Raw genomic sequence first — 25,617 nt, 5'->3', positions numbered from 1 at the left:
GTGATGAAGTCGTTATCAAGTCGTGAATGATGGATAAATCTCAAGTGCTCTTCAGACTCAATACCTTCCAGCCGTTATCAAGTCGTTATCAAGTCGTGAATGATGGATAAATCTCAGGCTATACCCTGGTTCAGGCCAGTCCAGCCGTGATTGAGTCGTGATGAAGTCGTCAATAAGTCGTTATCCAATCGTGAATGATGGGCTGAATTCAGATTTTCCCTAGGTTCACTATAGGGGAGTTGTTATCCAGTCGTTATCCAGTCGTGAATCGACATTACCGGACATCAAGATCATGATGAATTTTGCTGAAGATAACAATTCAGTCGTGATTAAGTCGTGAATAAAAATGACCCTTCACAATACAAATAATTCATCTACTTCAGGAAGCGCCCTCTGGTCTCTTCAAGACGTTGATGAAATGCTGTTATTGGGATTCCAATCATGCCCCCGCTCATCCAGACCTACATCGACATGGGCAGCTCGGCCACCAAGTGCCTCTACTGGCAGGGCCAGCCCCGGCTGCTGCACCTCGACCCCCAGGTGGCTCGACTCAACCCCACTCGCCTCGACCGACTAAGGCTGGGCGGACTCACCACCCAGGAACCGGAGGACAGCGCCTATGTGATGGTGGGCCACAGCGCCTATGCCATTGGGACGTTGGCCATGGCCCAAAAGGGAGACTCGGGGTTGGCGCTGCCCAAGCGTGACCGAGCGGTCTACAAAATCCTGGCAACGCTGGGGGTGATTGCGGAAAAGACGTTAGCCACGCAGGACGCGGCCCCCTCGGCTAGCGGCGAGTTCACGGCTCAACTGGGGTTGCTGCTGCCGCTGGAGGAATACTGGCAAGACCGTCAGGATCTGAAGGCTCAGGTTTTAGGGGCAATGGCCGATTTCCGCTTTCGGGGACGGGCTTGGGCTGGGCAACTGGAACGCCTGGAGATGCAGCCTGAGGGGGCGGGGCTTTACCTGGCCAAGGGGTTGCAGTTGGCGCGGGCTGGGGTGAGCATTCGCGATTCCACGGTGGTTGTCCTGATGTTGGGCCACCGCAACCTCTCCATTCTCACCTTCGAGAAGGGCAGTACACCCCAGGAAACCAATAGCACCTCCCAGGGGCCAGGGTTTGTGGAGTATCTCAAACAATGCGCCACCGAATTGCCGGGGGTCGCCCCCGATGACCCGGCGCTGCTGGCGGCGGTGTTGCAGGCCCATCCCACGTTCCATGTCCCAGGCCGTCGAGAAGCCCTTGACCTCTCCAAAGCCTGTGCCTATGCCCGTGAGTTTTACCTGGAGCGGGTGACGCAGTTTCTAGTGGAGTGGCTGCCCTCGGCGGAGGTGGAGGTAATTGTGGGCGGGGGTGCGGCCTACGTCATTCGGGCGGAGCTGGAGCAGTTTTTTGACCAGCGTGGGATGGGGCAGCAGGTCACTTGGGCCGAGGCGCTGCGCCAGGAGATGACCGATGTGTTGCGCGGCCCAGAGGGCACGGACACACCGGACTTGATCACGAGCGTTCGTTGGGCCGATGTGTATGGACTGTTCAAAACCTTTATGTACAGCGCCAAGCCAGCCCAGACGCACTAGGGCCGCTCGCGCTCCAGTCACCCCCAAAATTAGGACTCAGCACCATGACCCACGCTTCTCAATCCGTCGCCCGCGTGCAGTATTCCAGCCGACAGGCGCTCGATGTGGCGGTGATTCGCTACTGCCGAGGACAATCTCGCTACGACCTCCATGCCCGGATGCGGTCAGCCCTGAATAGCTGCTATGGGCCGTTTGCCATGGCCGCGACCCAGGCTCCCCCGCAGGACATTCGGCGGCAGGCGATGCGCTCCATTCAGCAGTTAACCGACCAGATTCGGGAGATTCAGTCTCGGTTTCTGCCGGAGTTCGACGCCCTCGCCCATCCAGTACCGTTGCCCACCGTCGCGCCCCAAAGGACGGGGCCACCGCATCCCCAGATGCCCTCGCCCCAGGGTACGCCGACCACGTCCCTCATCGAACAGCCCCAATCCTTCCCTGAGCCAGGGCCAGTGGATCCATCGCTGCGGGACTTCCTAGGCGATGATGCCGCTATCATGGCGGGCCTCAATCCGTTCATCCATGACCTGACGTGACCCCACCCCACCCCAGAACCCCCATCGCCGTTGACCGCCAGACCCAGGAACAGATTGCGGGGACGGCGGTGCTGCTGCTAGAGCGCTTTTGCCAGGGCCAACGCCGGGGGCAGCGGGTCTTTGAGGGTAAGCAGTTCTACACCATTGTGGAGCGGGGCCGGGATCTGAATATCGAGTTCCGGGGCGATGCCCACCACCTGCCGGAAACGATTCTGACCCTGCGGACGCAGCGACAAGGTGGGCAGACGGTCTACGAGATTGACGCTTGGCTCACCCAAGCCGATGTGCAGCGGTTTGCCCTGATTCGTCAGGAGCTACACCAGGATCTTCGGCGGCCAGCTATTCAGACCCATCAACCGCCACAGCAGCAGGCATGATGACGCCCCCGCTCCCTCAGTGACCAGCAGACTTCCACGCCCCATCCCAACCATCATCACCGCTCTAAGGATGGGGATGAAGAAAGCTGGGTTGCCAGAGCGCGATGATTCTGAAGTCGCCGCACCTCTGCGTCAAATCGATGCAGATCCGCCAAGGTCAAGCTGTCTGAGGTGATCCTCTCCCCCTGCGCCTGCAAAATGGCACCTCGGCCACGGGCCTGGACAGTCAGATGTTGGCCTTCAGCGGCGATGCGATAGGTTTGCCCCTGCACTGCCATCCTGGTTTGTCCCGTTGCGCGGTCGCTCGTCACCGTCCCTACCCCTAGTTGATGGGTAGACGCCAAAATTTCTCGGGCCTGACGCACAAACGTTTGACGCTGAGCCGCTGAGGGGACAGGCTCATGGGCGTCTGACACCTGAATGGCTGCACTTGGGCGGTGCCAAGATTGGCCATCTGCCAAAACCTGATAGTTTCGTTGGGCTGCGGCCCGAATAGACGCCCGTATGGCGGTCGGACACAGCGCTCGATAGAGGCCTCGGTCGAGTTTCCACACCCGCTTCCAGGCGCTCGCTTCGCCCCCGACAAAAACCGCTGCTGGGGTGCAACGGGCCGGGTCAGGAATGCTCTCCAGAATCCGCTCCACGCGCTCAGCGTCAATTCCCAATGCGGCCCCTGCGGCTCGCGCCAGGTCTTCTGCCTTGCCGCTCATGGGCACCCGGTTCTGGGTGGCCCAGTTCTCCCAGCCGTAGAACTCTCGCAGAGCGTAGGTCAGGGAGTGGGAACGGGACGCTAGGGGACTCTCCCCATGCAGTACCGCTTGGGCCTTCGCCGTTGCCAGATCTTCTAAGCGCAAGACGCCGGGTTGGGCCGGGTGTGGCTCCCTTAGATGTCGGGGCTGGCCGGAGGGGTGTCGATGGCGGCGACCACTCACCGGATAGAGCCCGATGGACTCCAACCGCTCCACCCAAATCGGCGGTACCCGCTGGAGATTGACATAGGCGTTCCCGCTGGGGCCAAGGGTGGGAGCCAATACCGTAAAGCGTCCCTGGCCCAAAGCCTCCCCCCCATGGTGTCCACCGACCCCATCCAGCGAGAAATTGGTGAAGGTCTTGTCTTGGACTCGTACCGCTAGTCGCCAGCCGCCGCTGTGGGTGCGTTCGGTAAAGGTCTGCCGCAAGAGCGGGTACTGGTGCAGCCAAGTGGCCATCCGCTGCTCGCAAGCCATCGGCGACTCAAATAGCTTCACATCCACATCAATCCAAACCAGGCTCTGCCAGCCGCCCAGGGTGCCGATGCCGTTATCGGGGTGTGCGAACCAGGTCTGAAGCTCGGTCTCCGTTGGCAGGCGATGCTGATACGGGGTATGTCGGATCAGATGGGGAATCCCACGGCTGTCTAAAAAGCTGGGGTTCTTTCCGGTGAAGGCGGGGACGAAAGTTCCGTCTGGGAGGCACTTTGGACGGCCATCTCGATGACGGGCGGGGTAGCGCGTTGGATCTTGGGCCGGGGCCACAGGCAAAGGAGGAAGCCCTTGTGCCCGCAACCAATCAACCGTGGTGCGCAGGTCGGGTCTCATCGCATTGGCTCTCTGATTGGCCCTCTAATGATTGAAAAATCCAGGCCATGGGGTGAACGTTCCCCGTCACTCGTTCCAAACGGTTGACCGTGATCTGCTGATTCACCTGGGCATAGACCAGCACCCCATCCCAAAACACCTCCAGGCGTTCGGGGTTGCGCTCCGCCGTCCACTCCACATCGAGATGCATGTCGTCACCTTCTACATGCACAGCCTTTTGCCCATCACACAGAATCACGATGGACTGGGGGCGGTAGTCGGCGGGTAAGGGGGCGGGTAAGGGGGGTAGGGTCGTCATCGTTCCAGTCCTACAACAGTGGGGGTGGGCACGCGGTCGGCGGCGAGGCGCTGCACAAAGCGCTGAAATCGCTGGCAGTCTTCCACCGTCACCACGGTGCGCTGAATTTTGCCCTGGGCCATTTCCAGAATGGTTTGGGGTTGAGGCGTCACCCGGCGAACGGTGAGGCGGTCGGCGGTTTGCTTCAGTTCGTACACCTTGCCGCGAAACTGGGTTTCGGAGCCTTGGGTCTGCCCAAGGGCCGACAGGATAGCTTGGGAGGCTTGGGCCACGTAGGCTCCCCGGCGCTGCAAGGTCTGGTAGTGGGCCAAGTCTTGGGCCATGGCCTGCTCTAGGGTGGGGGTCAGGGCCAAGCCGTTGCCATTCATGTGTTTGGCAGAAAGTCCCAACTGCTTAATGTGTTCTAGGTGAAGCGGGTCGTGGCCTAAATCGCGGGCGGCTCGATACCAATCGCGCAGGGTCTCTAGGGCCGTACCGCGTCCCGGATCCGGCGTCGTCACGGGCACGGCATCGGTCGGTGGTGCTACCGGGTCAAAAGTTGGAGCCGCTGGGAGGGGGGACGGTGGCATGGGGGGCGCAACGGGAGTCGGTGGATCGTGGGCTATCGTGTCAGGCTGGGGAGTAGATGGTGTTGGATCAGAACTCTGGCCGTTAGGGGATGCTCCGTTGAGATGCCCCAGGTCAAACAGCGATTGGATCTGAAATTCAGGTTCCTCAACCGCAGGGATTGGGGACTAGGAGTCAACCGCCGCTGGGGCCGAGGCTTCCGGGGTAGGTAGCGCTGGAATCTGCACATCAGGTGCTTCAACCGCAGGGATTGGGGACTGCACATCTGGCGGCTGAGGCGGATCCACCGTGTCAATTAGCTCTTGAGCAGAGGCTTCCAGGGCTGGGGCCAAGGGTTGATGGGGATGCACCGAGAGGGTTCCGGCTCCCTCGGCGACCACCACCGTTCCATGCTGGGTCAAGGTTTCTAAATACTGGGGCAGACGTTCTGTCGGAAACCCTGCTGCGAGTACCTGTCCCAGGGCTGGCACCCCAGAGGCTACGCGGGTGGCGATCAGCTCCAGGTGTTCCGTCAAGGGCTGCACGCCCTCCAGGAATGCCTCATAGAACCTCAGATCCGGTGACTGCACCAGGACGATGGCCCCTGGGTGCTGGGCTTGCACGTCCAAATACTGGCAGAGGTCGGCCCGCATCGAAGCCCGCTCATCCACGGGTTCAACCGCCTCAACCGGAGGTTCTGCCTGGGCCTGGGCTTGGGCCTGAGCCTGAGCGGCCTCGGCAAACCCTTGCTGCACAATGTTTTTGGAGAAAATCTGGGCAAAGGCACGGTCAGGCTGTCGAGATTCTCCACCCCGCAGACTCTGCACGGCTGTCTCCTTAAATTCCAGGTGCCCCTCACCCCGCACTCGAAACACCATCTCCGAGTCGATGAACATATCGCCGTTTTGAGTGAGGTAGTGGGTGAGGTACAACTCATTTCCCTGGCGCTCGACCACCAGCGGAATAAAGGGTTCATTCTCGATGCGGCGATGAAACTCCTGGGTTCCCATCACCTCCTGCTCTAATCCAGCCTTGCGCAGGAACCGCAGAATTCGCTTTTCGAGCTGGCCCATGGGAGGCAACGGGGGTGAATCTAGGAGCGTGGGACTATCACCAGGCTGGGCTGCGCTCAGGTCTGGCGGGATTGGAGACGGTGTCGCCGTCACAGGTTCAGGTTCAGAATCGGGAGTCTCTGCGACACCGGGGGCTGGCATCGCAGGGATTTCTGCGGTAGACACCGCTGGCTGAGGGTTCATTGGAGGCTTCACAGGTTCCACCGTCACCGTTTCTAAGGTCGGCAGCGAGACCCCCATCAACTGTCGTGCCACTTCCTTAAACTCGAAGGCGGCTAGGGTCTCATTTCGCTGGTGCATCACCACCCCTAGCACCTGCTCGATGCGCTCTGGCGGGATGACCACCTCCATGCGGTCGGCCACGGAATAGAAATCCGACCCCGCCGCTGCAATTAATGCCTCATCCAGGTAGTATCGACCGCCTGACTCCTTCGACCGAGGCACTTGCAGGATAAAGCCCGCCTCTACCTGCTGGGGCATTAGGCGTAATCGCTCGTCGAGGTTCTTGACCGCTCCTTTGCGGTTCGTCAGGTCGGTGAGGAAGACCAACACCTGGCTAGGTTCCTTGAAGGCCACGGGTTCCTTGGTCAGTTCCGACTCAATGTCAAAGTCCTTGGGCATAATCAGCCCTTGGCAAACCTCGCCCCGGTAGTCGGTGTAGTTCACCAGCTTGCCGTTGGAGTACTTTTCAAACGCCTTGATCAGGTTGCCCGTGAAAATCTGGCGGTTGACTCGTCCGACCTCCTGTTGCTTATCGAACAGGGCATAGACGTTGTTGCCAAACCAATCTTCGGTTTGCACGGTGGCATCCACCGCCCCCGCTCGCCCCGTGTTGAACTTGGAGAAGGGCACCGTAATCTGTCGGGCCGCATCTGCCACCAAGATTCTCAACTTCCAGCGATTGGGAGCCGCCGGACTACCGGAACGTTTCTTGGTATCGGCCCCCGCCACCACGCCGTAGAGAATGGTCTTGCTGGCTGGCGTCACCAACCGTAGGGGCGTCCCCGGCACAAAGGTTTCCAACACGCTCGCCACCTGCCTCACCTGCTGCTCTACACGGTCGTTGAGTTTCTCGATGGCTTTGCTGTCCGGCTTTTGGGCGATGGTCGCCTGTCGGTAGCGCTCGGTGTCCGCTTCGAGCTGGGTAAGGGCGGCGGCGGCCTGCTGTCTCGCCTGGGTAGTCAGGGCTTCAGCGTCGTGGGCCTCCACCGTTTTCACCGCCGTCAACCCCACCGATTCTCGCACCACGTTAATCGCCTGAAGCTGGGTCAGGGGCTTGCGATCACTCTTGGCCTCCACCAGTTCCAGATAGACTGGCCCCGTAAACTCGCTGGCGGTCTCGCTGTCGTCGGCCATCACCTCCATCCGGGCCAGGGGACGAGCCTCCAGGTCAAGCTGATCCGCCTCCAGGATGTTTTCGCCCATCGCCCGCGCCTGATCCACCAATTCTCGGTATTCCGATTCAATCAGGCGATAGACCGTTTCCTGTTCAGCGATGGGCAGCAGCGGAATGCGGCCCGTCACGCGCTTAATCAGGGCAATGTCCGAGGCATCGTTCTCCGCTTGGGCGGCGGGGAAGTCGAGCTTGGCATTCAGTTCGGGGTCGTCGGTCAGCAGTTCCATCACCACCTGCTCGCCGTAGGGGTTCATAAAATCCACCACGGTGTTGAGGGAAATATCCGTCTCCCGCGCCGCTGTGGTGTTGGCATTGAGGCTGGCCATCTTGCGACAGAGGATCGCCCCCGGTCTTTTTTCTGCCGGAAGGTCGCCCATCAGCAGGGTGTAGTGGGGCAGGGCCACTTGTCCGGTGCGATGTACCCGCCCCAGCATTTGCATAAACACGTTGATGTCCCGCTCGGCCTGGGCGACGATCATGTGCCGGGGTCGCTGGTCGGCAAATTTCTCGGAGGCGTGGAGGGAAATCCCGGTCGAGCCGGAGCAGTTCAGGAGGATAACATCGGCCTCCCCCGCATTGAACCGGGCCACGGCGTCAATTTTGCCCTTGGCGGTGGTTGCTTCCCCCAGCCGCATCCTGTAGGCCATGGATCCATCGGCCCCGTACTCAATCCCTGACTTGCGCCCGGTCACTTCGCTGACCCGGTAGCCCGCCCGCTCTAGCTGCTGTTCGATGTAGTCAATGGGGCTGATGGGAATGCCCGTAAAGTCGGCCTCGCGGATGCTGTCCAGGGCTTCTTCGTAGGCCAGCACCGCCTCTTCTCCCAGTTGTTCATCACTGAGACGAAAGCGGGTGGCTTGGCCTCGATAGTCTTTGACCACCACATCCCGAGAGCGCTCCAGGTAGCGTTCCAGCAAATCCCCAAAGGACAGGTTCATCCCGTCCCCAGGGCTCAAATCCTGGGACTCGGCGTAGGCTTGGATAAAGCTGCCCATGGTGTTGGCCACTGTAATCACGGGCTTTTCACCGTGTTCCAGGGCAGCTATGGCTTCCTGCACCGTGGCGTCCGCCTTCTGGGCCAGCAGCCCCTGCTCGATGCAGTTGTGCATTAAGGAGGTGAAGTTAGTGCTCTTGGCTCCCACATCGCCAATCGCCCCATCCTCTCCCAGGGCTTTGGCCTCGGCTTTCACCTCCTTGCTAATCGCCTTCACCGCCTTCTGCTTGGCCCGGTCGAAGTCCTTAATCGCCCGCATTGCCGCTGAAAAGTCGTCCGCCACCTCTCGATCCACGGGCACAGTTTTCGCATGAAACGAAATGCCCTCGTAGGAGCGCTCTCGCCGCAGCATTTGCCCAGAGGCCACAAACTTACTGGCCACAATCTGCTGAAGCGGCACACCCCCACGGGTAAGGATATTCTCCAGCGCCGTCATGCTGCTGACCCCTAGGCGCAAGTCGGTACGGCGGGCATAGAGATCCATCACATCGGCCCGTTTGGCATAGGTGGCGGAGGAATAGAACACCCCCGACGACAGGTCGATCAACTCTCGGACGAAATCAGCCCGGTCGGGTGGCCCCGCTTCTTTCCATCCGCCCTTGCTGCCCCCGGCCTGGTGGGCTTCATCGAGAATCAAAATAGCGTTGGGGGCCATGCGTCGGAGAAAGGTACGCCGCAGGGGTTCCTTCTTGCCGACGGTCTGAAGCTGGCTGTAGGTGGTGAAGACGGCGCTGTAGCGGCCTAGGTTGCCCCGCTGAATCATCCCCTGCATTTCCGCCTGCTGTTTGGCGGCCCCGGCAGTCTTCAGGGCGGCCCCATTGGCGAGGGGAATTTCGGTGCTGCTATCGGTGATAAAGGGCGTAAATCGCCGCATCCCGATATCGCCCACATCGCGCATCATGTCGGCGTAGAGGGGCTTGTCCTTGGTGATGAACAGGGCAATTTTTCCCTGCTGTTGGGCATAGCGCATGATGCTGGCGCAGATGCGGCCCTTGCCGATACCCGTTTGGTCGCCCGTGATAAACCCCGCCCCGCGCTCCAGATTGCTGATAGCCAAGGCCGAGGCATCCACCTGTTCCGCACTGAAATACTGGTGCAGTTCAGCCACGGATCCATAGCCGAGGCGAGTGGCCAGGTATTCATCAATGTCGCCCTGCTGCTGCTCGAAGCGCTCTAGGGCTTGCTGGGCCGCGCTGGCCATATTGAAGGGAATCAGAGTTTGCGTTGAAAAGCCCCGGCTTTTGGGCACATAGGCCACCTGCCGAGGCTGAACATCATAGGTGTCTGCCGACGGAGCCGCAGCCTCGCCAGTTTCAAGAGGGGTATTCATGGTGCGTTCCGGGGGAAAGGTTACAGCGTCAGTTCGGCCAGCCATGCCTCCAGCGTGGTTTCGTCGTGGAGGCTGATCCAATCCCGATAGTCGGGGTAGTCGGTCGAGACGGGCCGGACGGGGAAGCGGACTCCGTAGTGGCGCAGGCGTTCCTGAAACCGCCAGTTGTGCAGAATCAAGGTCTCGGCCCACTGCTGCCGCCACTGCTCCAGGGCGAAGCCCGGATCCTCGTCCGGTTCCAACAGCGGTACCTCCTGAGCCGAGTCCAGCGAACTGAGGGTGCTGGCCAACAACTGCTGCGTCTCCGCCTGCGTGGTCTCGGCGACCCAGTCCTGAATCAGGCCATCCAGCCGAGTTTGCATCAGATCCAGGTAGGTCGATTCGCTCAGGTACTCCAGGTCGGGCGGCACCTTGACGATGAACAGCAGGCCCAGGGTTTCCTGTGTCCAGAGGTGGGGGAAGCTGGGATACTGACGGCCCATGAACGGGTACGTCCAGGGCGACACGGGTAGGGTGGATAGGGGCATGGGGAATCAACTCCTTGAGATCAGCAAACGACCGATAGATGGCGGGAACCTCAGCGGCGGGTAGCGGGCGGGCAGACCGTCCTCGGCCCTCAATCACAATCACATCAACGGGGAAGCCTGCCCCCTGCTTATGGAACAGGTCTCCCCACAGGGAAACGTGCTGGGTAACGACATACTGCTGGTAGAGGGCATAGAAGAAACCTCGACTTTCCAGGGTGTTATAGCGCTCAGACCGCAGATCCTCCGCTATCCCTGGCTTACCCCCCAGAATCAACACGGCGCGGCCATCGTCTTTCATCGCCCCTAGGGCATGGAGCGCAATCCGCTGATCAATCTGGGTTGTCCTCAAGCCATCGCCGGGTAATCGAAACCGCTGTCGTTGGCCCTGGGCATCGCGCACCGCCCCAAAGGGCGGATTGGTGATCACCACATCATGAGGACGTTCAGGCCGATACTCCGCCGCATCCCACTCGGTGACGGTGTAGCCTTGAGCCCGCAGATCAGCGGCCCGGTCAGCATTGAGTTCATTGACGGTCACTTGGGTGGGGTCGGTTCCCACCAGCAAGGCTCCATGGCCAGCGGCGGGTTCGTAGACGGTGGTGGATGGGGTGATGCCCGCCAAGGCCGAGGCGAGGTAGGCGATGGGAATCGGTGTGCTGTAGGCTTGCTGCAACACGCTGGTGGACGAGCGTACCTTGAGGGCGGGCTGGCGCTGGTGCAATTCCACCAATCTTTCATAGGCGTCGTGGGTTGTGGCCGAGGTTTGGAGAATGGCCTGGGCAGCTCGCACCACCGCCCCCTCTACCGCTTCATCCACCTGTTTAGCCAGGGCCGTACCGGGGGAGACGGGCATCCCCAACACCTGCGCCGCCTGGTGCCGAGCGGCGGTAATCGTGGCAAACCCTTCACCCCCCAGGAATTGGGCCGTGAAGTGGTTCACCATCTGCTGTTGGGCCGTCGCCATCGCTACTCACCCATGGCCATGGCAGGGCGGGGCTGACGGGTGAGGGGCATCACCTTAGCAGCGGCGTGGAGCTGCAAGTCCTGGCTCAGCTCCCGGTCAATGAAACGGAAATAGGCCACATCCTTGGAGGTAAGGTCGGTCTTGATTTTGCCGTTGTCGATGCTGAGAATCTGGCCCCGTTCCCCGGCCTGAATTTTCAGGCTGTTGGGGGTCTCCTCAATCCGGTACTGGCTACCCCCTTGGAACACCCGCTTGCCCTTCACGTTGGGCCGACTGCCCGTGACCTCCAGCAGTTTGCGGGCGGTCTTTGCCAGGGCCAGGGCGGTGAGATCGCGGGTGATGCCCCGATCTCCAGCGGGAGCCAGGTTGCCCAACTGCCGTACCCGCATGGGCGGATCGGGAGACAACCCCGCCACCCCTTGAATCTGAACCTGCTGGCGGGCTTTCATAAAGTCAGCCTCTTGGGACGGCACCATGTCGTTTTTGAGGATGTCCAGCCCCCAGCGGGTTTTGCGGGCGGTCATCAGTTCCACGCCTTCCCGGTCTGAAACCGTGACCATGCGGCCCTTGGCCTTAATCACGTAGTTCTCAGCGACGTAAAAACCACGACCGGGGCGGTAGGTGGTGCCATAGGCTTGGAGCAAGTCCACCGCCGTCGAGGCCACCTGCCGACTGCGAATATTCGCCGCCAGGGCCACTACCCGTTCCGTCAACTGCTGGGATGACCGCTGCATCAGTCGAGTGGTGTGCTGCATCCATTGGCGGGTTTTAGAATCCGCCACGGACTGGGCTTGGCGTTCCAGCACGTCCAGAATGGAGACCACTTTGGGAGCAGCCATCGCCAAGGGCTGGGCAGATCCTCGGGTGGGTTTGGGCGCACTGGCCACAGGGGGCGGTTCGGCAACCTCAGCCGTGACTTCATCCGGCGTCTGAGGCGCTGGTTCTGGGGCGGCTGGTGTGGAAGCCAGCGGAACGGCGGGCACGGTCTCACTAGCAGGTTGGGCGACTTCTGTAGTCAGAACAGGCGGGGCAACATCGGATTCAGGCACGGTCTCCACAGCGGACGTAGCCTCAGCCGGGGGGGTCGGAAGTCCAGGCTCATCCAGCCGAATGGGATCCTCTGCCACTGATACTTCCTGAACAACCGAAGGTAAGGGCTCATCGGCCTGACTGCTGACCAAGGGAGTCTGAGGTGCAGCAACCTGATCTGTGACTTCATCCGGGATCTGCGGCGCTGACTCTGGGACGGCTGGTGTGGAAGCCAGCGGGACGGCAGACACTGTCTCACTAGCAGGTTGAGGCACCTCTATGGGCAGATCGGGTGGGGCAACGTCGGCTTCAGGCATAGCCTCCACGGCGGACATAGGCTCCGGCATTACTGGTTCAGATTCATCCGGCAGGGCAGATGTCTCGACCGCTGATGCTGCCTGAACAACCGCAGGGGACGGCTCATCGGCCTGACTAGGTTGATCGGTCTCTGTCGTCAGTACCTCTTGATTAACCGCTAGATCGACCGCTTCGACCGAGGATTCTGGAATAGGCGCGAAGCGATTCGTCTCAACAGCCCCCTTGCCCATCCGGTAAACCAGCTCATCGCCCGCCTTGATGTTGATGGTGCCTTTCACCTCCGTTGTGGCCTCTGCGCCCGCTGGCTGGGGCGCATCAACCGCCGCTCGGAGCAGCTTCAGCGTGTTGGCATTGAGCTTATTAACGGGATCCTTGTGGGCATAGCCCTCACGATAAACAATCTCGCGGCCCATCTTGATTTCGATGGGTTCCGCTAGGGCTGGGGGATCGTCCATCAGGTCATCCGCCTGGGGTGCCTGGGCCTCCGTTTCGGGGTCTTGTTCCGATGGTTGGGCCGCTCGGAGGCGTTCCCGGAGACTCTGAATAAACGCCTGAATCGCTTCAGCGGTGGCTTGGGCAGTGGCAGCGGCCATCTCGCTAGAGGCCAGGGTAGTGTGAGCATAGTCCTGCTCAATTTGTTTGGCTTCGCCAGGGTTTACAAGGGATTGCATGGTTCCTCCTTAAGGGGGTCTAGACTTTCCAAATCCATCAGGGGCAAGGTTTTGATGCGGTTAATCACCTCCAATCCGTGAACGGTGAGGTAGGCGGTATCGCCGTCGATTAGCCACTCCACCAGGGTTGGCGTATAGTCCATGTCCACATCGGGGCACTGGGCCTGAAGCTGGCCATCCCGCCAGAGCAACACCGTCACATCGTCGAAGCGCACCTCCAGTTCGCGCAGCACATAGTCTGGGCTGAGGGGCGGCTGTTCCAGCACGGGCACCAGGTCGGCGGCGAGGGTGGGATAGACCAATAGGGCGGTCACGGTGGCATCGGGTAGCTTGGCTCGTAGAATCTGGGCCAGCACTGAGTCCGGGGCTTGAATCGTGGTCGTCATCAGAGGTCTCCTAAAGCAAACTGCTGTATTTGTCGATCAGGCCAGCGGGGTCGGGATAGGCGGAGTTGACTGGGGCTTGGGGTTCCGGCAGCAACGCTTCCACCATCTGGCGGCGTTGTTCCAGGTCGTCGGTTGTCGGTTTTTGCTGGGGGCTGCGGCGCACCAAGCGAGCCTGGATTTTGGGCCACAGAGCTTCGCTGCCTGCACTGGCTTGCACGTCGGCCTGGGGAATTTTGATGGTCTGCTGGATCGGGATGGCCGCTTCTCCACGGGAGGTAAAGCCGGGGTTAATCAGGATGCATTTGCCCGGTGGCAGGCGGAGGAACTGACTGGGTTCAAACAGTTTGCGGGTGCGTTCCTGGTCGGAAATGGTGGTGCTGGTTTTGCCGCCGCCCCGGTTGCGGGACTTTTGCTTGTGCTGGATTTCTTCATCCCCCAAAAAGTCTGAGAACATGCGGGCCGCTTCGTATTCCTGGGGGTTGAAGACCGCTTTGGTGGCACAGGCTCCCAGGATGGCGCGGGCCAGTTCACGACCGTAGGTTTTTTCGAGCTGCACCAGGTTTTGAAAGCCGAGGATGATCGCCAGCCCGTCCTCTCGGTTTTCGTTCAGCCATTGCACCAGGGTGGGTAGGTAGAGGGTGGGTAGCTCGTCAATGGCAACAATCAGCGGATCTGACCGCCGCTGGGCCACATTGCGCGTCACCAGCATGTGCAGCACCGTGGCCACCAGTGGCCCTACCACGTCCCGCCGCTCCCGATCCATCCCCAGAATCAGCAGTTGTTTTCCGGTTAAATCGAGGGGAATGGAGGTATGCCCACAGAACGCCCCCAGCACCCCTTCTTTCATGAACCGGGTGAAGGTCTCGCTGGCGCTGCCCACAATGCCGCTGGCGGTTTTCTCGGCGTCCTTGACCCCAATCAGTTGGTTGAAGGACACCCGAATCCAGCTATTCATCCCCTGGGCCGCTGCCACCCGGTTGCCCAGGTTGGTTAGGCTCAACACGGCCTGGGCGGTCATGATGTCGGGGTGCGGGGTGGACTTGGCCAGCATCAGCAGGGCTTCGGTGAGCTGGTCGCCTGCGGCGGAAAAGAACCCGTCTTCGGTGCTTTGGGTCATCAGCCGAAAGTTTTTGTTCAGCACCGTGGCAATTTGGCGGGCCATCTCGGCATCGGATTCGCTGCGCAGAAAGTCGATGGGGTTGCACACCTCAGATTCGGGAAAGCCAGGGGCCAGCACGCGCACGTCGTAGCCCAGCTTGGCGGCATAGGCGGCGTGGCGGGCACTTTGGGTCGGATATTTGAAGTCGTACATCATCACCGGCAGTCCTTGGTCGAGGGCCGAGCGAATCAGCGGGTCGATGATGCTGAAGGTTTTGCCGGAACCTGGCCCACCACACACGGCAACGCCCCGCTGGAGGTCGGGCAGATACAGGGGTTTCCCATCTTTCTTGCGGGTGGGCTGGCCGATGTAGAGGGAAACCGCATTGCGTTTGCGCTCCTGCATCTGGCGTACTGCTCGTTTACGGGCCGCGCCTTTCTCAGGGCTTCCCCCAAAGCGACTGGTGGCCAGCTTACCTTTCTTGCCTTGGCCCATCAGCGAGAAGGCGGCTATCACCACGGCGCAGCCCAGCAGGGTCAGCCCCTGGCGGGACTGGAGGGAGGTCATAAGTTGCGCCACGGACTGAGTCGCGGTCGAGTCGATCTGCCCCAAGGTGGGGGAATGTTCGGTGTAGTAACGCATTAGGGCAGTACCTCATAGTGATTGGGCGGCAGTTCCAGGCCCAGTTGCTCCAGTGCCCAAAGGTATTCCGGGGGAAACTGGCTGCGGGTGCCTTCGGGCGCGGCCATCAAATACTCGGTGAGCTGCTGTTGATAGGCGTCGCGTCCGCCCTGCTCTTGCAGGACTTGGGTGTAGCGATGGAGGGCTAACTCGCGGGCCAAGTCCAGAGGAATGTAGTGACTCAGCACCGGGTCATCCTCCGGCAGCAGCAACCGACAGGTAGATTGGGGATCCAGGTAAATCAGCACTTCTTGATAGGTCTCGCCTTCCCCAGCCCCAATCAGGGCATAGCGGCCCGCGTCGGTTTCCACCAGCCCCCAGAGTTTGGTGATCTGGGTTTGAGGCGGCAAACAGTCATAGGCCGCTGCTGGAATCGGATCCGAGGCCCGTGCGAGGTTGAGGCCCACGGCGGAAATGAGCCCAACCAACAGGAGACAGAGTCCCGCTAACCCAGCAACGACCGTGCGGTTCAATGGCATCACTTCACTCCTTAGCTGAGATAGTTCATGGGATTCTGAGGCTGGCCACCCTGGCGAACCTCAAAGTGCAAATGCGGCCCCGTTGACCAGCCAGTGCTGTTGGCACGACCGACCGGAGCACCTTGGGCGATGATGTCGCCCGCTTGGACAAAAAAGCCTTGCAGGTGGGCGTAGTAGGTCTCTAAACCATTGCCGTGGTTGAGGATGACGAGCCTGCCGTAGCCACTGGTGAGGGAGCCGCTAATCCCCGCAAAGGTGACTTGTCCGCCGTCCGCTGCTCGAATGAGGGTGCCAGTAGGGGTGCCAAAATCGGTGCCGCTATGGAGACGGCGATCCCCATGAATTGGGTGGGTGCGATAGCCAAAGCTACTGGTAACGCCATAGCCCGGTGCGGGGTGGATCAGCCGTCCCGTCGCCCCCGGAGATCCTGAATGGCGGGGATCTGGGGCGGGTTCCGATGCCGCTTTGGGTTGGCCAGTCTGTGGGTCAATACCTTTGGCCGTGGCGGCAACCGCTGAATCCGTGGTGGAAAGCCCTTCTTTGATTTGCCCCAAGAAGACCATGCCCTCTTCCTGCACGGGCAACCAGGGAATGGGGCCGATAAAGTAGGGGGTGCAGCCCAAGTCTGCAAACAGGTTGCGGGTACAAAGGCGGAAATACAACCCGGTTTCAGCCGTACCGGAAGCTTCATCGGTGTCGAGCACCACCACCTTAAAGGCATTACCAAAGGGGTGGCGACCCGTGGGTTCTAGCCCGCCGTTGGCCGTGGCTAGGGCTCCTCGTCCTCCGCGCACCTGTTGATAGCGGCCAGACACCCACTGGGTGCCCTCCACCAAGGTGGGTTGTCCGATTTCCAGGTGGGCGCAGTTGGCCTCGCAGGGCACATTAAAGCCCTCCACATAGCTGCCGCTGATGGTGTTCGCCCGGTTGCCTTCCGCTGCGCCAAACACCACGTCCACCCGGCCCACCACCACGCCCTGTTCCACGATGGGATTGGGAAAGTTAGTAAAGGGGACATCCGCCAACCCCGGCACCTGGTCAATCACGGACTGTTGCCAGTCGCGGAAGCGTTCCAGCGGAGCCTCCATCAACCCTGGAATATCGGTCAGACCGTACTGCTCTAGGTTGAGTTCGCCCAGTCGGAGTTCCGCCAAGGTTTCATCCTGAAGCACTTCGGCAATAGTGGTTTGCGGATCCACTTGACCCTGAAGCAGGTCATCAATGGGGGGCACCGACGCCACCGGACGATTCGCTAAATCTGGTAACGCCTGGACGAGATCGCCGAGGGTCTGCCACGCCACTAGGGCCACATCCACCAGCCGCAGGGCAGGCCAATCCAGCCCCACCAGGGCCGCAATCTCAGCCAGCGAGAAGCGCTGAAGCTGGAAACTATCCTGAAAATCGCCGAGCTGCATGTACTGGTCAGCGGTTTGTCCCGCTTGCCACCTCCGCGAGGGGTCGTAGCCCAGCAGGCGAATCAGATTCGCTGGAGCCTCAAAGGAACCGGATTCCAGCACCGCCGGGAGGGTGCGAAGGGTAATCTGCACCCAGTCGGGCTTCGTGCCCAATAAGGGGTCTTGCAGGACAGGCACCGGAGCACCGGGCTGAAGGCTGGCCTGGGCCGAAGACAAGCGCCCGCCATGCAGCATAAGGGCCAAAATGAAAACAAGAATCCCAACTACAGGCCACCATCGCCTGCGTCTCAAGACATATGGGGTCATAGCTGTCACCTGGGTGAAGACACTAGCGAGCGGTGGATCTCAAGGGCGGGTCATCGCGGGCACTCGCCCCCCACTCGGCCAATCGAATCAGAAGTTCAGAGGACACCCCGGCCTGCTCAGCCGCCGCAGGTACGGTGAGACCGTCCTGGGTGAGCCGCAAAAAGGTTTGCAGTCGGTTCCACAGGTCTTGGTTGGGATGAATGAAGCCCCTGGCCTCAGCGACCTGGAGCCCTCGGCGCACGTACCCTGGCCCCAGCAGCGGATGAATCGGGGAGGACGGGTTAACCACGACGGTGTGATAGTCCGGTGTGCCACTACCAAAGGCAATCCGAAATTTGTAGAGGCGTCGCTCTCCTCCAGAGGTCTCGGTCATTACCGTCAACAGGGTGCCGCTAGCCCTGGGCAGGTTCTCAAAAGTCAGCCCCTCAATGCGTCGCAGATGAATCACCGAGGGCGACCCCGAAACACAGTCTGAGGCCGCTGCTGGACAGAGCGGTTCATCAAAATCAAGGGCGACGCGGGACGGATCATCCAGCCAGACCCGCACAATACGTTCGTTGGTGGGGATAAAGCTGAGGTTGGTGCCATAGCCTGACCACAGGTGAATAACCGGGGACTGACGGCCCGTTAACCCTTGAGCATGACTGGCCGCAACAGAATAGACGGACTGAGCTGGGGCCGATGGAGCGGCGATACCCGCCAGAGCAAGCGCCCCTATCACCATCCAGGGTGTCCAAAGGATTTTCATAGCGCTACCGTTTGATTGACGTACACTTCCACCTCGGTGCCGGGTGGCAAATACCAGACCACGGGGCGATTCAAAATCTCATCCAGGGCGGCCTGATTGCGGGTGGCCATCTGTCCCGATACCTGCTCAAACGCGCCTTCGAGGACGCCCGCCAGAAGATTGGCCTCTCCGGTGTCCTGGGTGATAGCGCTACCGCCCGCAGACGTGACCACCGAGGAGGTGCGGGGCCGATTCACCAGCGCTGCCGCCCGCGACAGTCCGGCCATGGCCGCCATCGTGGCATCCATGCGGGCGATGTCTCGGCCTGGGTCGTCATACTTCTGGGCCATTAGGGGGGTGCCCTCTACCCCGCGCAGGTGCAGGGTGTCCGCCGATAGTGGAATCTCTTGCCCCGACTGGATGAAGGAGACCACCGCCAGTTGCGCCAACCCGCTATCCGCCACCGCCTCTACCTGCACCACCAGGGGTGTTTCAGCGGGTAAACCCACCTCTCCAGCAGCCGTCAACAGGGGTTCCGTCAACTGCACAATCACTTGAGGGCTGTCTGTCTCTGCGGCCCAGATCAAGGGTGTTTCAAGGACGGCTGGCGCTTGGGTACCCGTCAGCAACGGCAACGGCGAAGCGGCGGCTATCGGTAGCTCCTGGAGAATGGCCGATTCCTCGGCATGGTTAATGTCGCGGGATGGGGATGGGATTGGGGGTGGAGTAAGGCGTTGCGCCACGGGTGTAGCGATAGGCGAGGGATCTTCGATGGCGATCTGGGCCTCGGCTGTCCTAGATGAAGAAGCAGGTGCAGCCACCGTCTGGGGTAAAGCCAGACTCTGGCCGTAGCTGCCTAACTGAGACAGCGCTAGCCATTGCTCCGTAGGATCAACGGTAGCCGCAGCGGGTCGGGCCATCGGTGGCGGCATCGCAGGCCGGGGGGCAACCACCGATGGTGCTGGAGTCGGTCGCGGCGGTGGCGGGGCCGGGATGGGTCGGGCCGCTATCGGCTGGGGTGGCCGGGGTGGCGGCGATGGCGCAGGCGCGGAGATTTCCTGAACGGCAGGCACCTCCTGATCTGGGGGTTCTTCGCGAGTCAAGGCTTCCAGTTCGGCCTGCTGGCGTCCCATCGCTAAATCGGTCAGCAGTTGGCCCCGGTCATCGGTGGCACTCACTTCGGGTTCTGTGACCATCGGCTCCGGGAAATCTGCCTGCCGGGTTTCCTCGGTAGGCACGTCGCCACCGCTCATCACCCCGCTGGTAAACACGGCCAGGGCACCAATGACGAGGCCCGTCCCAGCGGCCACAACCCCCAGCTTGGTGAAGGGGTTCGCCGCCAGGGATAGCCTGGGCTGACCCACCCCTACGGCAGGCTGCTCCATATCCTCACGATCCAGCAGGGGTTCCCCGTCCAAGGGGGGATCGGGCGGTGGCACAACCTCCGCTTGTTCAGAATCCAGGGTTGGTGCCGGGGAGTGGAGTCCGACCAGGTCGGCCATGGCTTGGTCATCCCACGGATTATTAGGCGTAGTCATTACAAGTCCTCTCGTTCCAGTTCACGGATGGCATAGATTTGCAGGCCCGTTTGGCGAATGCGATAGATGGCCTGCTCTAAGGGGGTCTCGCCATCGGGCACGGCGGGTGCGGTGACGGCCTCGACGAACACCTCACGGTTAAAGGGAATCGCCTGTCCTAGGGCATTGGCGTCGTTGAAAACATACAAATGGGCCACCACCGCGACTTTCCAGCGGCCCTCGCCCACGGACTCAGGGTTGCCGACGTGGTTAATCACCATCACCACCTGGCTGGTGCCTGTGAAAACTCCCGGTGGCGTGAGTTCGGCGACTCGCTTCAAAAAGTCCTGGCGGAAGTCTTCGGATAGGGCAAAGCTGGCCTGCCAACTGGCGGTGGCAATGTTGCGCTTGCCCCGCTCCACCTCAATCGGCAGGCCGGGGTCAGCCCTGGGTTGAGTGGCCTCTTCTGCGGTGGTGGCAGGCAGGCTACCGCTCCAGTTGAACATCAGCACCAGGGTGTCATTCACGAAGCGCCGGATGGTCTCTGGGGTACGCTCCCGAGATCCCAAAGGGCTAACTCGAATGGCCTGTCCATCGCGCATCTGTACCAGAGTGGGCACGTCCTGGCGGCTGAGGCGGCTCAAGGCGCTGGCCTGAAAAAACAGACCCATTAGGATCACCACTTGCAGGCCCACGCTGCCTAGAACAAACAGCGGGAGGTAGTGGGTGTTGCGTTTCTCAATCAACTGCACCATGGCATCTATCCTTATCCGTGCAATGAGTAGGGTCAGTGGAGTCAACGGCGACGATAGGCTCGCCGTCTGGCGGAGTAGCCAGGGGAACGAGCAATGCCACCCATGGCCCCTGTCCCGGCAATCACACCAGCGGCACTGGTTAAGGCTCCAAAAACCGTCATGCCGCCACCGGAGGCCAGGGCCAACGAGAGAATCGGAGCCAGCAGGCCCAGGAAAAAGGGCGCAATCAGCGGGTGAGAATCCCCGGCATTCAGCACCGCCAGGGAGACCAGGCCCGACAGAATGTTGAAGCTGAGTTTGGCGATGGCCAAGGAAAAGAACCCCGTCAACCAGGCGAAGAGGGGTTTGGCTCCCACTGGCAGCAAGGAACCGCCCACAGCCAGCGGCCCCAGGGTCGCGGTCAGCAACAACGACGCTTCAATCAGCCACTGGAAAGCAATATGTAGGGCCATCAGCAGCCCTCGGGTAACGGTCTGAAAGCCTGAACCCATCAGTGCCCCGCCAAACCGCAGCCCCGAATCTAGGGGGTTATCCCCGGCCTGAGCCGCCTCCAGCGCCCGCGAGAGGGCATTGGGATTGCCAGTTCTGGCGCGGTAGGCTTCGATAAATTCGCGGGCTTCAATGGCCGCTAGCTCAATGCAGGTTGCCCGTTCTTCGGGGTTTTGCAGTTCGTAGCACTGGTTGCGTCGTTGGATGATGGTCTGCTCGACCGAACCCTCTAGGACGGCGGCCTGGTAGGCTTCTTGCAAGCCAATATCGGCTGCGGTGTAGGCCAAGACGTCCTGGTTGACCTGGTTGATGTAGTTGCGGATGTCGAGGGTGATGGCCGCTAGGCGCTCACCGTTGTTCGACAGCAGCACAATCACCAACAGCGGCCAGATGAAATCAGCATAGGCACGGCTGCTTTCCCCTTCCACCATCTGCCGCGTCCACTGGGTCATAAACAGCAGCAGGGTCGCCACGGCAAACAGCACCCCAACCCGCGCCAGGGCAAAGTAAAGGCCACCCTGGAGTACGCTGTCCCAGAGCTGGTTCCAGCTTTCGGCCACCGCCTCCGACGCGACTTGCCCGCCTTCCAGAATGTCGGCGGTGTCGCGGGGCAGTTGGGCGAGGGGCGGTGTGGGCCAAAGCAGCGGCATGGTGGTTCCCATCCAAAGTGGTGTCATGACGAACCAACGTCTAGAACAAGCGGGCCTGGGCGCTAATTTGTAGGGTGTCGAGGGCATTGCCCAAGGCTTGCAGGCGACGGGCGCGGGCCTCCTGATCCAGGTTTTGCGACATATTGGCCAGGTTGAGGTTGGTCAACTGAGCGTCCTGTCGAGATTGCAGCAGTTCTGATTGCACCGCCCCCAGAATTTCTGACTGGCGGGCGTTTTGCTGCGCCATCTGCTTGATCGCCGCCTGGGTAGACACAGCGGTCTGGGCCGTGTCGGCATGTTGTTGCACCTGACCGATGGTGTCTTCGATCCAGGTAATCTTGTCGCGGGTGGCGGCTTGTCCCCCCTGACCCAGCACCGCATCCACCTGGGCACGGGTCATCTGGCGGTCAACTTCGTTGGCCAGTTCAAGGCTGGCATAGAGGCTATCGGACTGCACCAAGTCCCGCTCCAATGTGGTCGTGAGTTCTTCGGTGATGGCCGCTCGTACCTGGTTCGGATCCATCAGGCCCAAGTCGCCTAGGGTGGTTTGGATCACGCCCTGAAGATCACCGGGCAGGGGGGCGATCCAGTCGGCGATAGTTTGCTCAACATAGGCTTTGGTGGATTCAAAGGACTGGCGGAAGAGGCTAAAAATATCGGTGAAGGTGTTGTCCACCTGGGATGCGGCCACAGGTCTGATAGGGGCAGCCATCAAGGTCGTGACCAGGATAGAGGTGAGGGCGATACGACGACGAGTCTTCATGAATGACCTCCAGTGGGTAGGGAGTTAAAGGACGACAAGGGCACTTCGGGGTGAGGATTGCGCTCGGCGAACCAGCGCTCTGTAATCACCGAAAGCGGTTCCCCCGACTGAATCGACAGCACCAGCAGGCGGGCAAATTCGGCTAGGCCCGTGAATGGATCCGGGGCATGGCGTAGGACTAAATCCCGTGTGGCTTGCTCATCGGGGTTGTTGGCCACCGCCGCCAGTTGGACAAAGGCGGGATAGTAACGGCAGTAGGTGTAGAGGCCGTTGTTGTCGAGGAGCCATTGGCTGTAGATCCCCTCGCGCTTGGGAAAAAAGCTCTCGCTGGCGTTGCGGCTGATGATCGGCTTGGGATATTTGAGGATGCGCTCAAAGCTATCCACCGCCATGGGCTGGATGCGGCCAATCAGGCGGGTGGTCAAGTTCTGGAATATCTTGGCGCTGGCGGGCGATTGATGGACGGTATCGGGATCTTGGGCGGAGATGATCACCCGCATGCCCGCTTTGGCTCCGTTGGCGCAGAGTCGGCCAATCAAGGCTCCAATTTCGTCAAACTCAAACAGGATGGGGGCTTCATCAATAAAGAAAATAGAGGCTGGGGCTTCCAGGGCTCGTCGCAGGGCAGCGGCATAGGCGGAGAGGGCCAGCACGGCGGCATCTTCTTCGTTGGAGAGGTTGCGCAGGGCAAAGACCAGCAGTTGGGCATCGGTCGGAAAGCTAGAGGGGGTCGAAATCGCCCGCCCCACCCGACTCGCCAGCCAGAACCGCAGCCGCAATTCAATCATGTTCAGCGCCGCCTCAATGTTGCCGCCAACTTGGTTGAGATCCAGCTTGTCGGGGGTGCAAAAGCCGAGAAAGTCCGCCAGGGTCGGCATCTGGCTCCAGGCCGTTGAACCCAGCCGCTCTTCCATGGCCTCCAGGTAGCGTCGCTGAATCGAGGCATCGGCCAAGAAGGCTTTGAGGGCCAAGACCAGAATGGAGCGGATGGTTTGGGTCATCACCGAGCTATGGGTGCCAGAACCCACAATCATCGTCAGCAGGGCCGACTCTAGGAAGGACTGGAAGTCGTCGAGGCGTTCTTTGCGCTCGTCCCCCGGCAGATGACGCAAATCCGGTAGCTCAAACAGGTTGTTAGACTCGCGGGAGATGTCGAAGTACGCGCCACCCACCAGTTGGGTGTAGTCGGTGAAGGTTGAGGAACCATCGGGTTTGGGAAAATCGAGGGCCACGACCGGGAAGCGGTGGGCCAAGGCTTGGGTCAAAATGCCAGAAACCAGGACAGACTTCCCGGCGCGGGTGGTGGCAAACAGGCCCAGGTTTTGGTGCTGGTTGAACAAATCCAGATGGATGGGTTGGCCCCCTTCTTCGGCGATTAGTTCAAAGCCGCTCCGGTCGCAGGGCTGGGTCACAACCAGCGGCATCAGCCCCGGCACCTCGCTGGTCAGATAGAGCTGTCGCCGTCCAAAGGGCGTGGCCATCAGCGATTCCCAGACAATGGGCAGGGTTTGCAGCCACACTTTCCAGGCGTAGTCCATTTCACGCTCCACCCAGGCCGGACGGCGGAAGTTGCTTTGGAGATAGCGGCAGGCTTCATCTAACTGCTCTAGGGTGGGCCGATGCACCAAAAACACCACCGCCGTATGGAGCGGCATCGCCCCCTCAAACAGTTCCTCCTGGGCCTCAATCGAGCGCTTCATCTTTAGCTCAGCGGCCACATCCACCGAATGGCTATCTTCGGCCAACGTGGCCGTCAGGTTCGACTGCTTCAGCATCCGCTGCACGGTGGTTTTCACCAGGGTTTCGTTGGCCCGCGTGAGCTGGCAAAAAATTTCGGTATCGGCCACCGTCTCGCGGGCCAGAATCTCCCACAGGTAGCGCAGTTGGGCCGATGCGCTGGCCCAGCCCCCCGGCTTTTCCAGAAACGTCAGCGGGGCCACATACTGCCCCTTCACCTTGACCCAGGCTTTCCCGGCAGTGGGCACCCCGGCCCGCGTTAGCAGCGTGGTGCTGTGGGTCTCCGATGTCACCCGCTCATGCAAACCGTCCTCCTTCAGGGTGATGAGCTGGGGAATCTCGATGGGGTCACTGGCGTTAAAGCGCTGCCACAGCAGGTTCCAGAGTTCGTCGTCCCCCAACGGCTTCACGGTCAGACCCATCTTGGTGGAAAGCACCTGCTCCCATCGCAAAAAGCCATCGGTAAATGCCTTGGTCAGCACCGTTTGCAAGCGCTGATTTTTGGCCTGTTGCACCTCTCCCGTAAACGACTTCCACAGGGTTTCCGCTTTGCGAATCACCCGTTCAATCACGTCTTGGGCACCTTCGGCACCGCCCTGGACGGTATAGGTGACGTACAACCGCAGGAACTTCGGTTTACGCAAGCCTTGCTGGGTCAGGTGTTGAACCCTGGCCCGTTCAGCGGTGATGAGAAACTTGAGGGCCGCACTGGGCGCACGACCCGCCAAATTCGCAAGATCCTGCTGGCGTTGACTGTCCGACGAGAACGACCCCAGATGAATCGTCAGTCGCTCACCGTGGGGTAAGTCCTTCAGCCCCGATTCCAACTGGCCCAAGACCGTTTCTACCTGCTCATCGGTCAGGGTGTTGTGGAGTCCTCGGCAATCGAAGCCAAACACCACACAGAGGTGTTCGCGGTTCTTACCTTTCGTTAACACGTAGGCTCCCACCTGTCGTCCCCGCAACTCAATGCGCAGCATCGCCGCCAGGTGGAGGGCATCTTCAAAGGGCGTCAACGTACTAACGAATTGACCGCCCAGCTTGAGGCGGTGTTTGCCGATAGGCTGTTTCATCGTGGGTAAACCTTAGGTAGCGGGCATAGCCACGACTCCAGGTCGGAGTCGGCACAAATTTTGCGGTGAATGTCCAGCTCCGCCCCCCGGTGAGAATCCACCAGGTAGACATGCCCCAGGCGGCAATAAATCCCGTCGAAATCCAGGTCAGGTTAAGCCCCCGGCCCAACAGGTAGGACGCCCCCGTAATGCAAAACCAGGGCATGATCTGGTCTGCCGGGATGGGGCCAAGCCGAGGTTGCGCCCCCAGAATGGTGTTCACGGAACGAAATTGAGCGGCCATCCGCCATTCACCGTGCGAAAAGAACGGTAAAACCAACACCCTGTAT

Annotated in this window: 19 protein-coding genes; 3 read left to right on the top strand and 16 right to left on the bottom strand. The window is 60.7% G+C overall.

Annotated features, from left to right (window positions below; genetic code table 11):
- Window positions 1-441 precede the first annotated feature (441 nt).
- Genes H6G62_RS06165 through H6G62_RS06155 form a run of 3 tightly spaced genes read left to right on the top strand, consistent with a single transcriptional unit; the run spans window position 442 to window position 2,488 of the window.
- The gene (locus H6G62_RS06165; RefSeq protein WP_190493240.1) at window positions 442-1,578 is read left to right on the top strand and encodes a hypothetical protein; all 1,137 of its coding nucleotides are present in this window, start codon (window positions 442-444) and stop codon (window positions 1,576-1,578) included.
- A gap of 44 nt (window positions 1,579-1,622) precedes the next feature.
- Window positions 1,623-2,111 carry a hypothetical protein gene (locus tag H6G62_RS06160; protein ID WP_190493239.1) on the top strand — a complete coding sequence of 163 codons (489 nt, stop codon included), beginning with the start codon at window positions 1,623-1,625 and terminating at the stop codon, window positions 2,109-2,111.
- Window positions 2,108-2,488 (top strand): hypothetical protein, encoded by a 381-nt coding sequence (locus tag H6G62_RS06155; RefSeq protein ID WP_190493238.1) that lies wholly within the window; start codon window positions 2,108-2,110, stop codon window positions 2,486-2,488. The genes H6G62_RS06160 and H6G62_RS06155 overlap by 4 nt, the downstream gene beginning before the upstream one ends.
- 56 nt (window positions 2,489-2,544) lie before the next feature.
- Here H6G62_RS06155 and H6G62_RS06150 read toward each other — a convergent pair whose 3' ends face one another.
- From H6G62_RS06150 to H6G62_RS06075, 16 genes are all read right to left on the bottom strand, one after another.
- A complete protein-coding gene (locus H6G62_RS06150) occupies window positions 2,545-4,065 on the bottom strand; it encodes a bifunctional DNA primase/polymerase (protein WP_190493237.1) in 1,521 nt (506 codons plus the stop codon).
- Complete coding sequence (locus H6G62_RS06145) at window positions 4,037-4,363, bottom strand: hypothetical protein (RefSeq protein WP_190493236.1); 327 nt, start codon at window positions 4,361-4,363, stop codon at window positions 4,037-4,039. The genes H6G62_RS06150 and H6G62_RS06145 overlap by 29 nt, the downstream gene beginning before the upstream one ends.
- Complete coding sequence (locus H6G62_RS06140; protein ID WP_190493235.1) at window positions 4,360-4,932, bottom strand: hypothetical protein; 573 nt, start codon at window positions 4,930-4,932, stop codon at window positions 4,360-4,362. Before H6G62_RS06140 ends, H6G62_RS06145 begins: the two co-directional genes overlap by 4 nt.
- Before the next feature lie 165 nt (window positions 4,933-5,097).
- Window positions 5,098-11,193 carry a strawberry notch C-terminal domain-containing protein gene (locus H6G62_RS06135; RefSeq protein WP_199324780.1) on the bottom strand — a complete coding sequence of 2,032 codons (6,096 nt, stop codon included), beginning with the start codon at window positions 11,191-11,193 and terminating at the stop codon, window positions 5,098-5,100.
- 2 nt (window positions 11,194-11,195) lie between these two features.
- Entirely contained in the window at window positions 11,196-13,211 is a 2,016-nt protein-coding gene (locus H6G62_RS06130; RefSeq protein ID WP_190493234.1) for a hypothetical protein, read from the bottom strand.
- On the bottom strand, window positions 13,196-13,597 hold the full coding sequence (locus H6G62_RS06125; protein ID WP_190493233.1) for a hypothetical protein: 402 nt from the start codon (window positions 13,595-13,597) through the stop codon (window positions 13,196-13,198). Before H6G62_RS06125 ends, H6G62_RS06130 begins: the two co-directional genes overlap by 16 nt.
- Window positions 13,598-13,607: 10 nt before the next feature.
- Window positions 13,608-15,338 (bottom strand): type IV secretion system DNA-binding domain-containing protein, encoded by a 1,731-nt coding sequence (locus H6G62_RS06120; RefSeq protein WP_190493232.1) that lies wholly within the window; start codon window positions 15,336-15,338, stop codon window positions 13,608-13,610.
- Window positions 15,338-15,856, bottom strand: a complete 519-nt coding sequence (locus H6G62_RS06115; protein WP_190493231.1) for a hypothetical protein — start codon at window positions 15,854-15,856, stop codon at window positions 15,338-15,340. Before H6G62_RS06115 ends, H6G62_RS06120 begins: the two co-directional genes overlap by 1 nt.
- Before the next feature lie 11 nt (window positions 15,857-15,867).
- Window positions 15,868-17,505 carry a M23 family metallopeptidase gene (locus tag H6G62_RS06110; RefSeq protein ID WP_242051853.1) on the bottom strand — a complete coding sequence of 546 codons (1,638 nt, stop codon included), beginning with the start codon at window positions 17,503-17,505 and terminating at the stop codon, window positions 15,868-15,870.
- 94 nt (window positions 17,506-17,599) lie between these two features.
- A complete protein-coding gene (locus H6G62_RS06105; protein ID WP_190493229.1) occupies window positions 17,600-18,325 on the bottom strand; it encodes a hypothetical protein in 726 nt (241 codons plus the stop codon).
- Window positions 18,322-19,842: a TrbI/VirB10 family protein gene (locus tag H6G62_RS06100; RefSeq protein WP_190493228.1), complete on the bottom strand. Its 1,521-nt coding sequence runs from the start codon at window positions 19,840-19,842 to the stop codon at window positions 18,322-18,324. Before H6G62_RS06100 ends, H6G62_RS06105 begins: the two co-directional genes overlap by 4 nt.
- Window positions 19,842-20,576, bottom strand: a complete 735-nt coding sequence (locus tag H6G62_RS06095) for a hypothetical protein (RefSeq protein WP_190493227.1) — start codon at window positions 20,574-20,576, stop codon at window positions 19,842-19,844. The genes H6G62_RS06100 and H6G62_RS06095 overlap by 1 nt, the downstream gene beginning before the upstream one ends.
- 41 nt (window positions 20,577-20,617) lie before the next feature.
- On the bottom strand, window positions 20,618-21,715 hold the full coding sequence (locus H6G62_RS06090; protein WP_190493226.1) for a hypothetical protein: 1,098 nt from the start codon (window positions 21,713-21,715) through the stop codon (window positions 20,618-20,620).
- 40 nt (window positions 21,716-21,755) lie between these two features.
- Window positions 21,756-22,478, bottom strand: a complete 723-nt coding sequence (locus H6G62_RS06085) for a hypothetical protein (protein WP_190493225.1) — start codon at window positions 22,476-22,478, stop codon at window positions 21,756-21,758.
- Window positions 22,475-25,288, bottom strand: a complete 2,814-nt coding sequence (locus tag H6G62_RS06080; RefSeq protein ID WP_199324779.1) for a hypothetical protein — start codon at window positions 25,286-25,288, stop codon at window positions 22,475-22,477. Before H6G62_RS06080 ends, H6G62_RS06085 begins: the two co-directional genes overlap by 4 nt.
- Window positions 25,236-25,571, bottom strand: a complete 336-nt coding sequence (locus H6G62_RS06075; RefSeq protein ID WP_190493224.1) for a hypothetical protein — start codon at window positions 25,569-25,571, stop codon at window positions 25,236-25,238. Before H6G62_RS06075 ends, H6G62_RS06080 begins: the two co-directional genes overlap by 53 nt.
- Between the last annotated feature and the right edge of the window lie 46 nt (window positions 25,572-25,617).

The sequence above is a fragment of the Phormidium sp. FACHB-1136 genome (assembly GCF_014697375.1).
Lineage (GTDB): Bacteria > Cyanobacteriota > Cyanobacteriia > Phormidesmidales > Phormidesmidaceae > Nodosilinea.
This window is presented reverse-complemented; position numbering and strand designations above follow the sequence as displayed.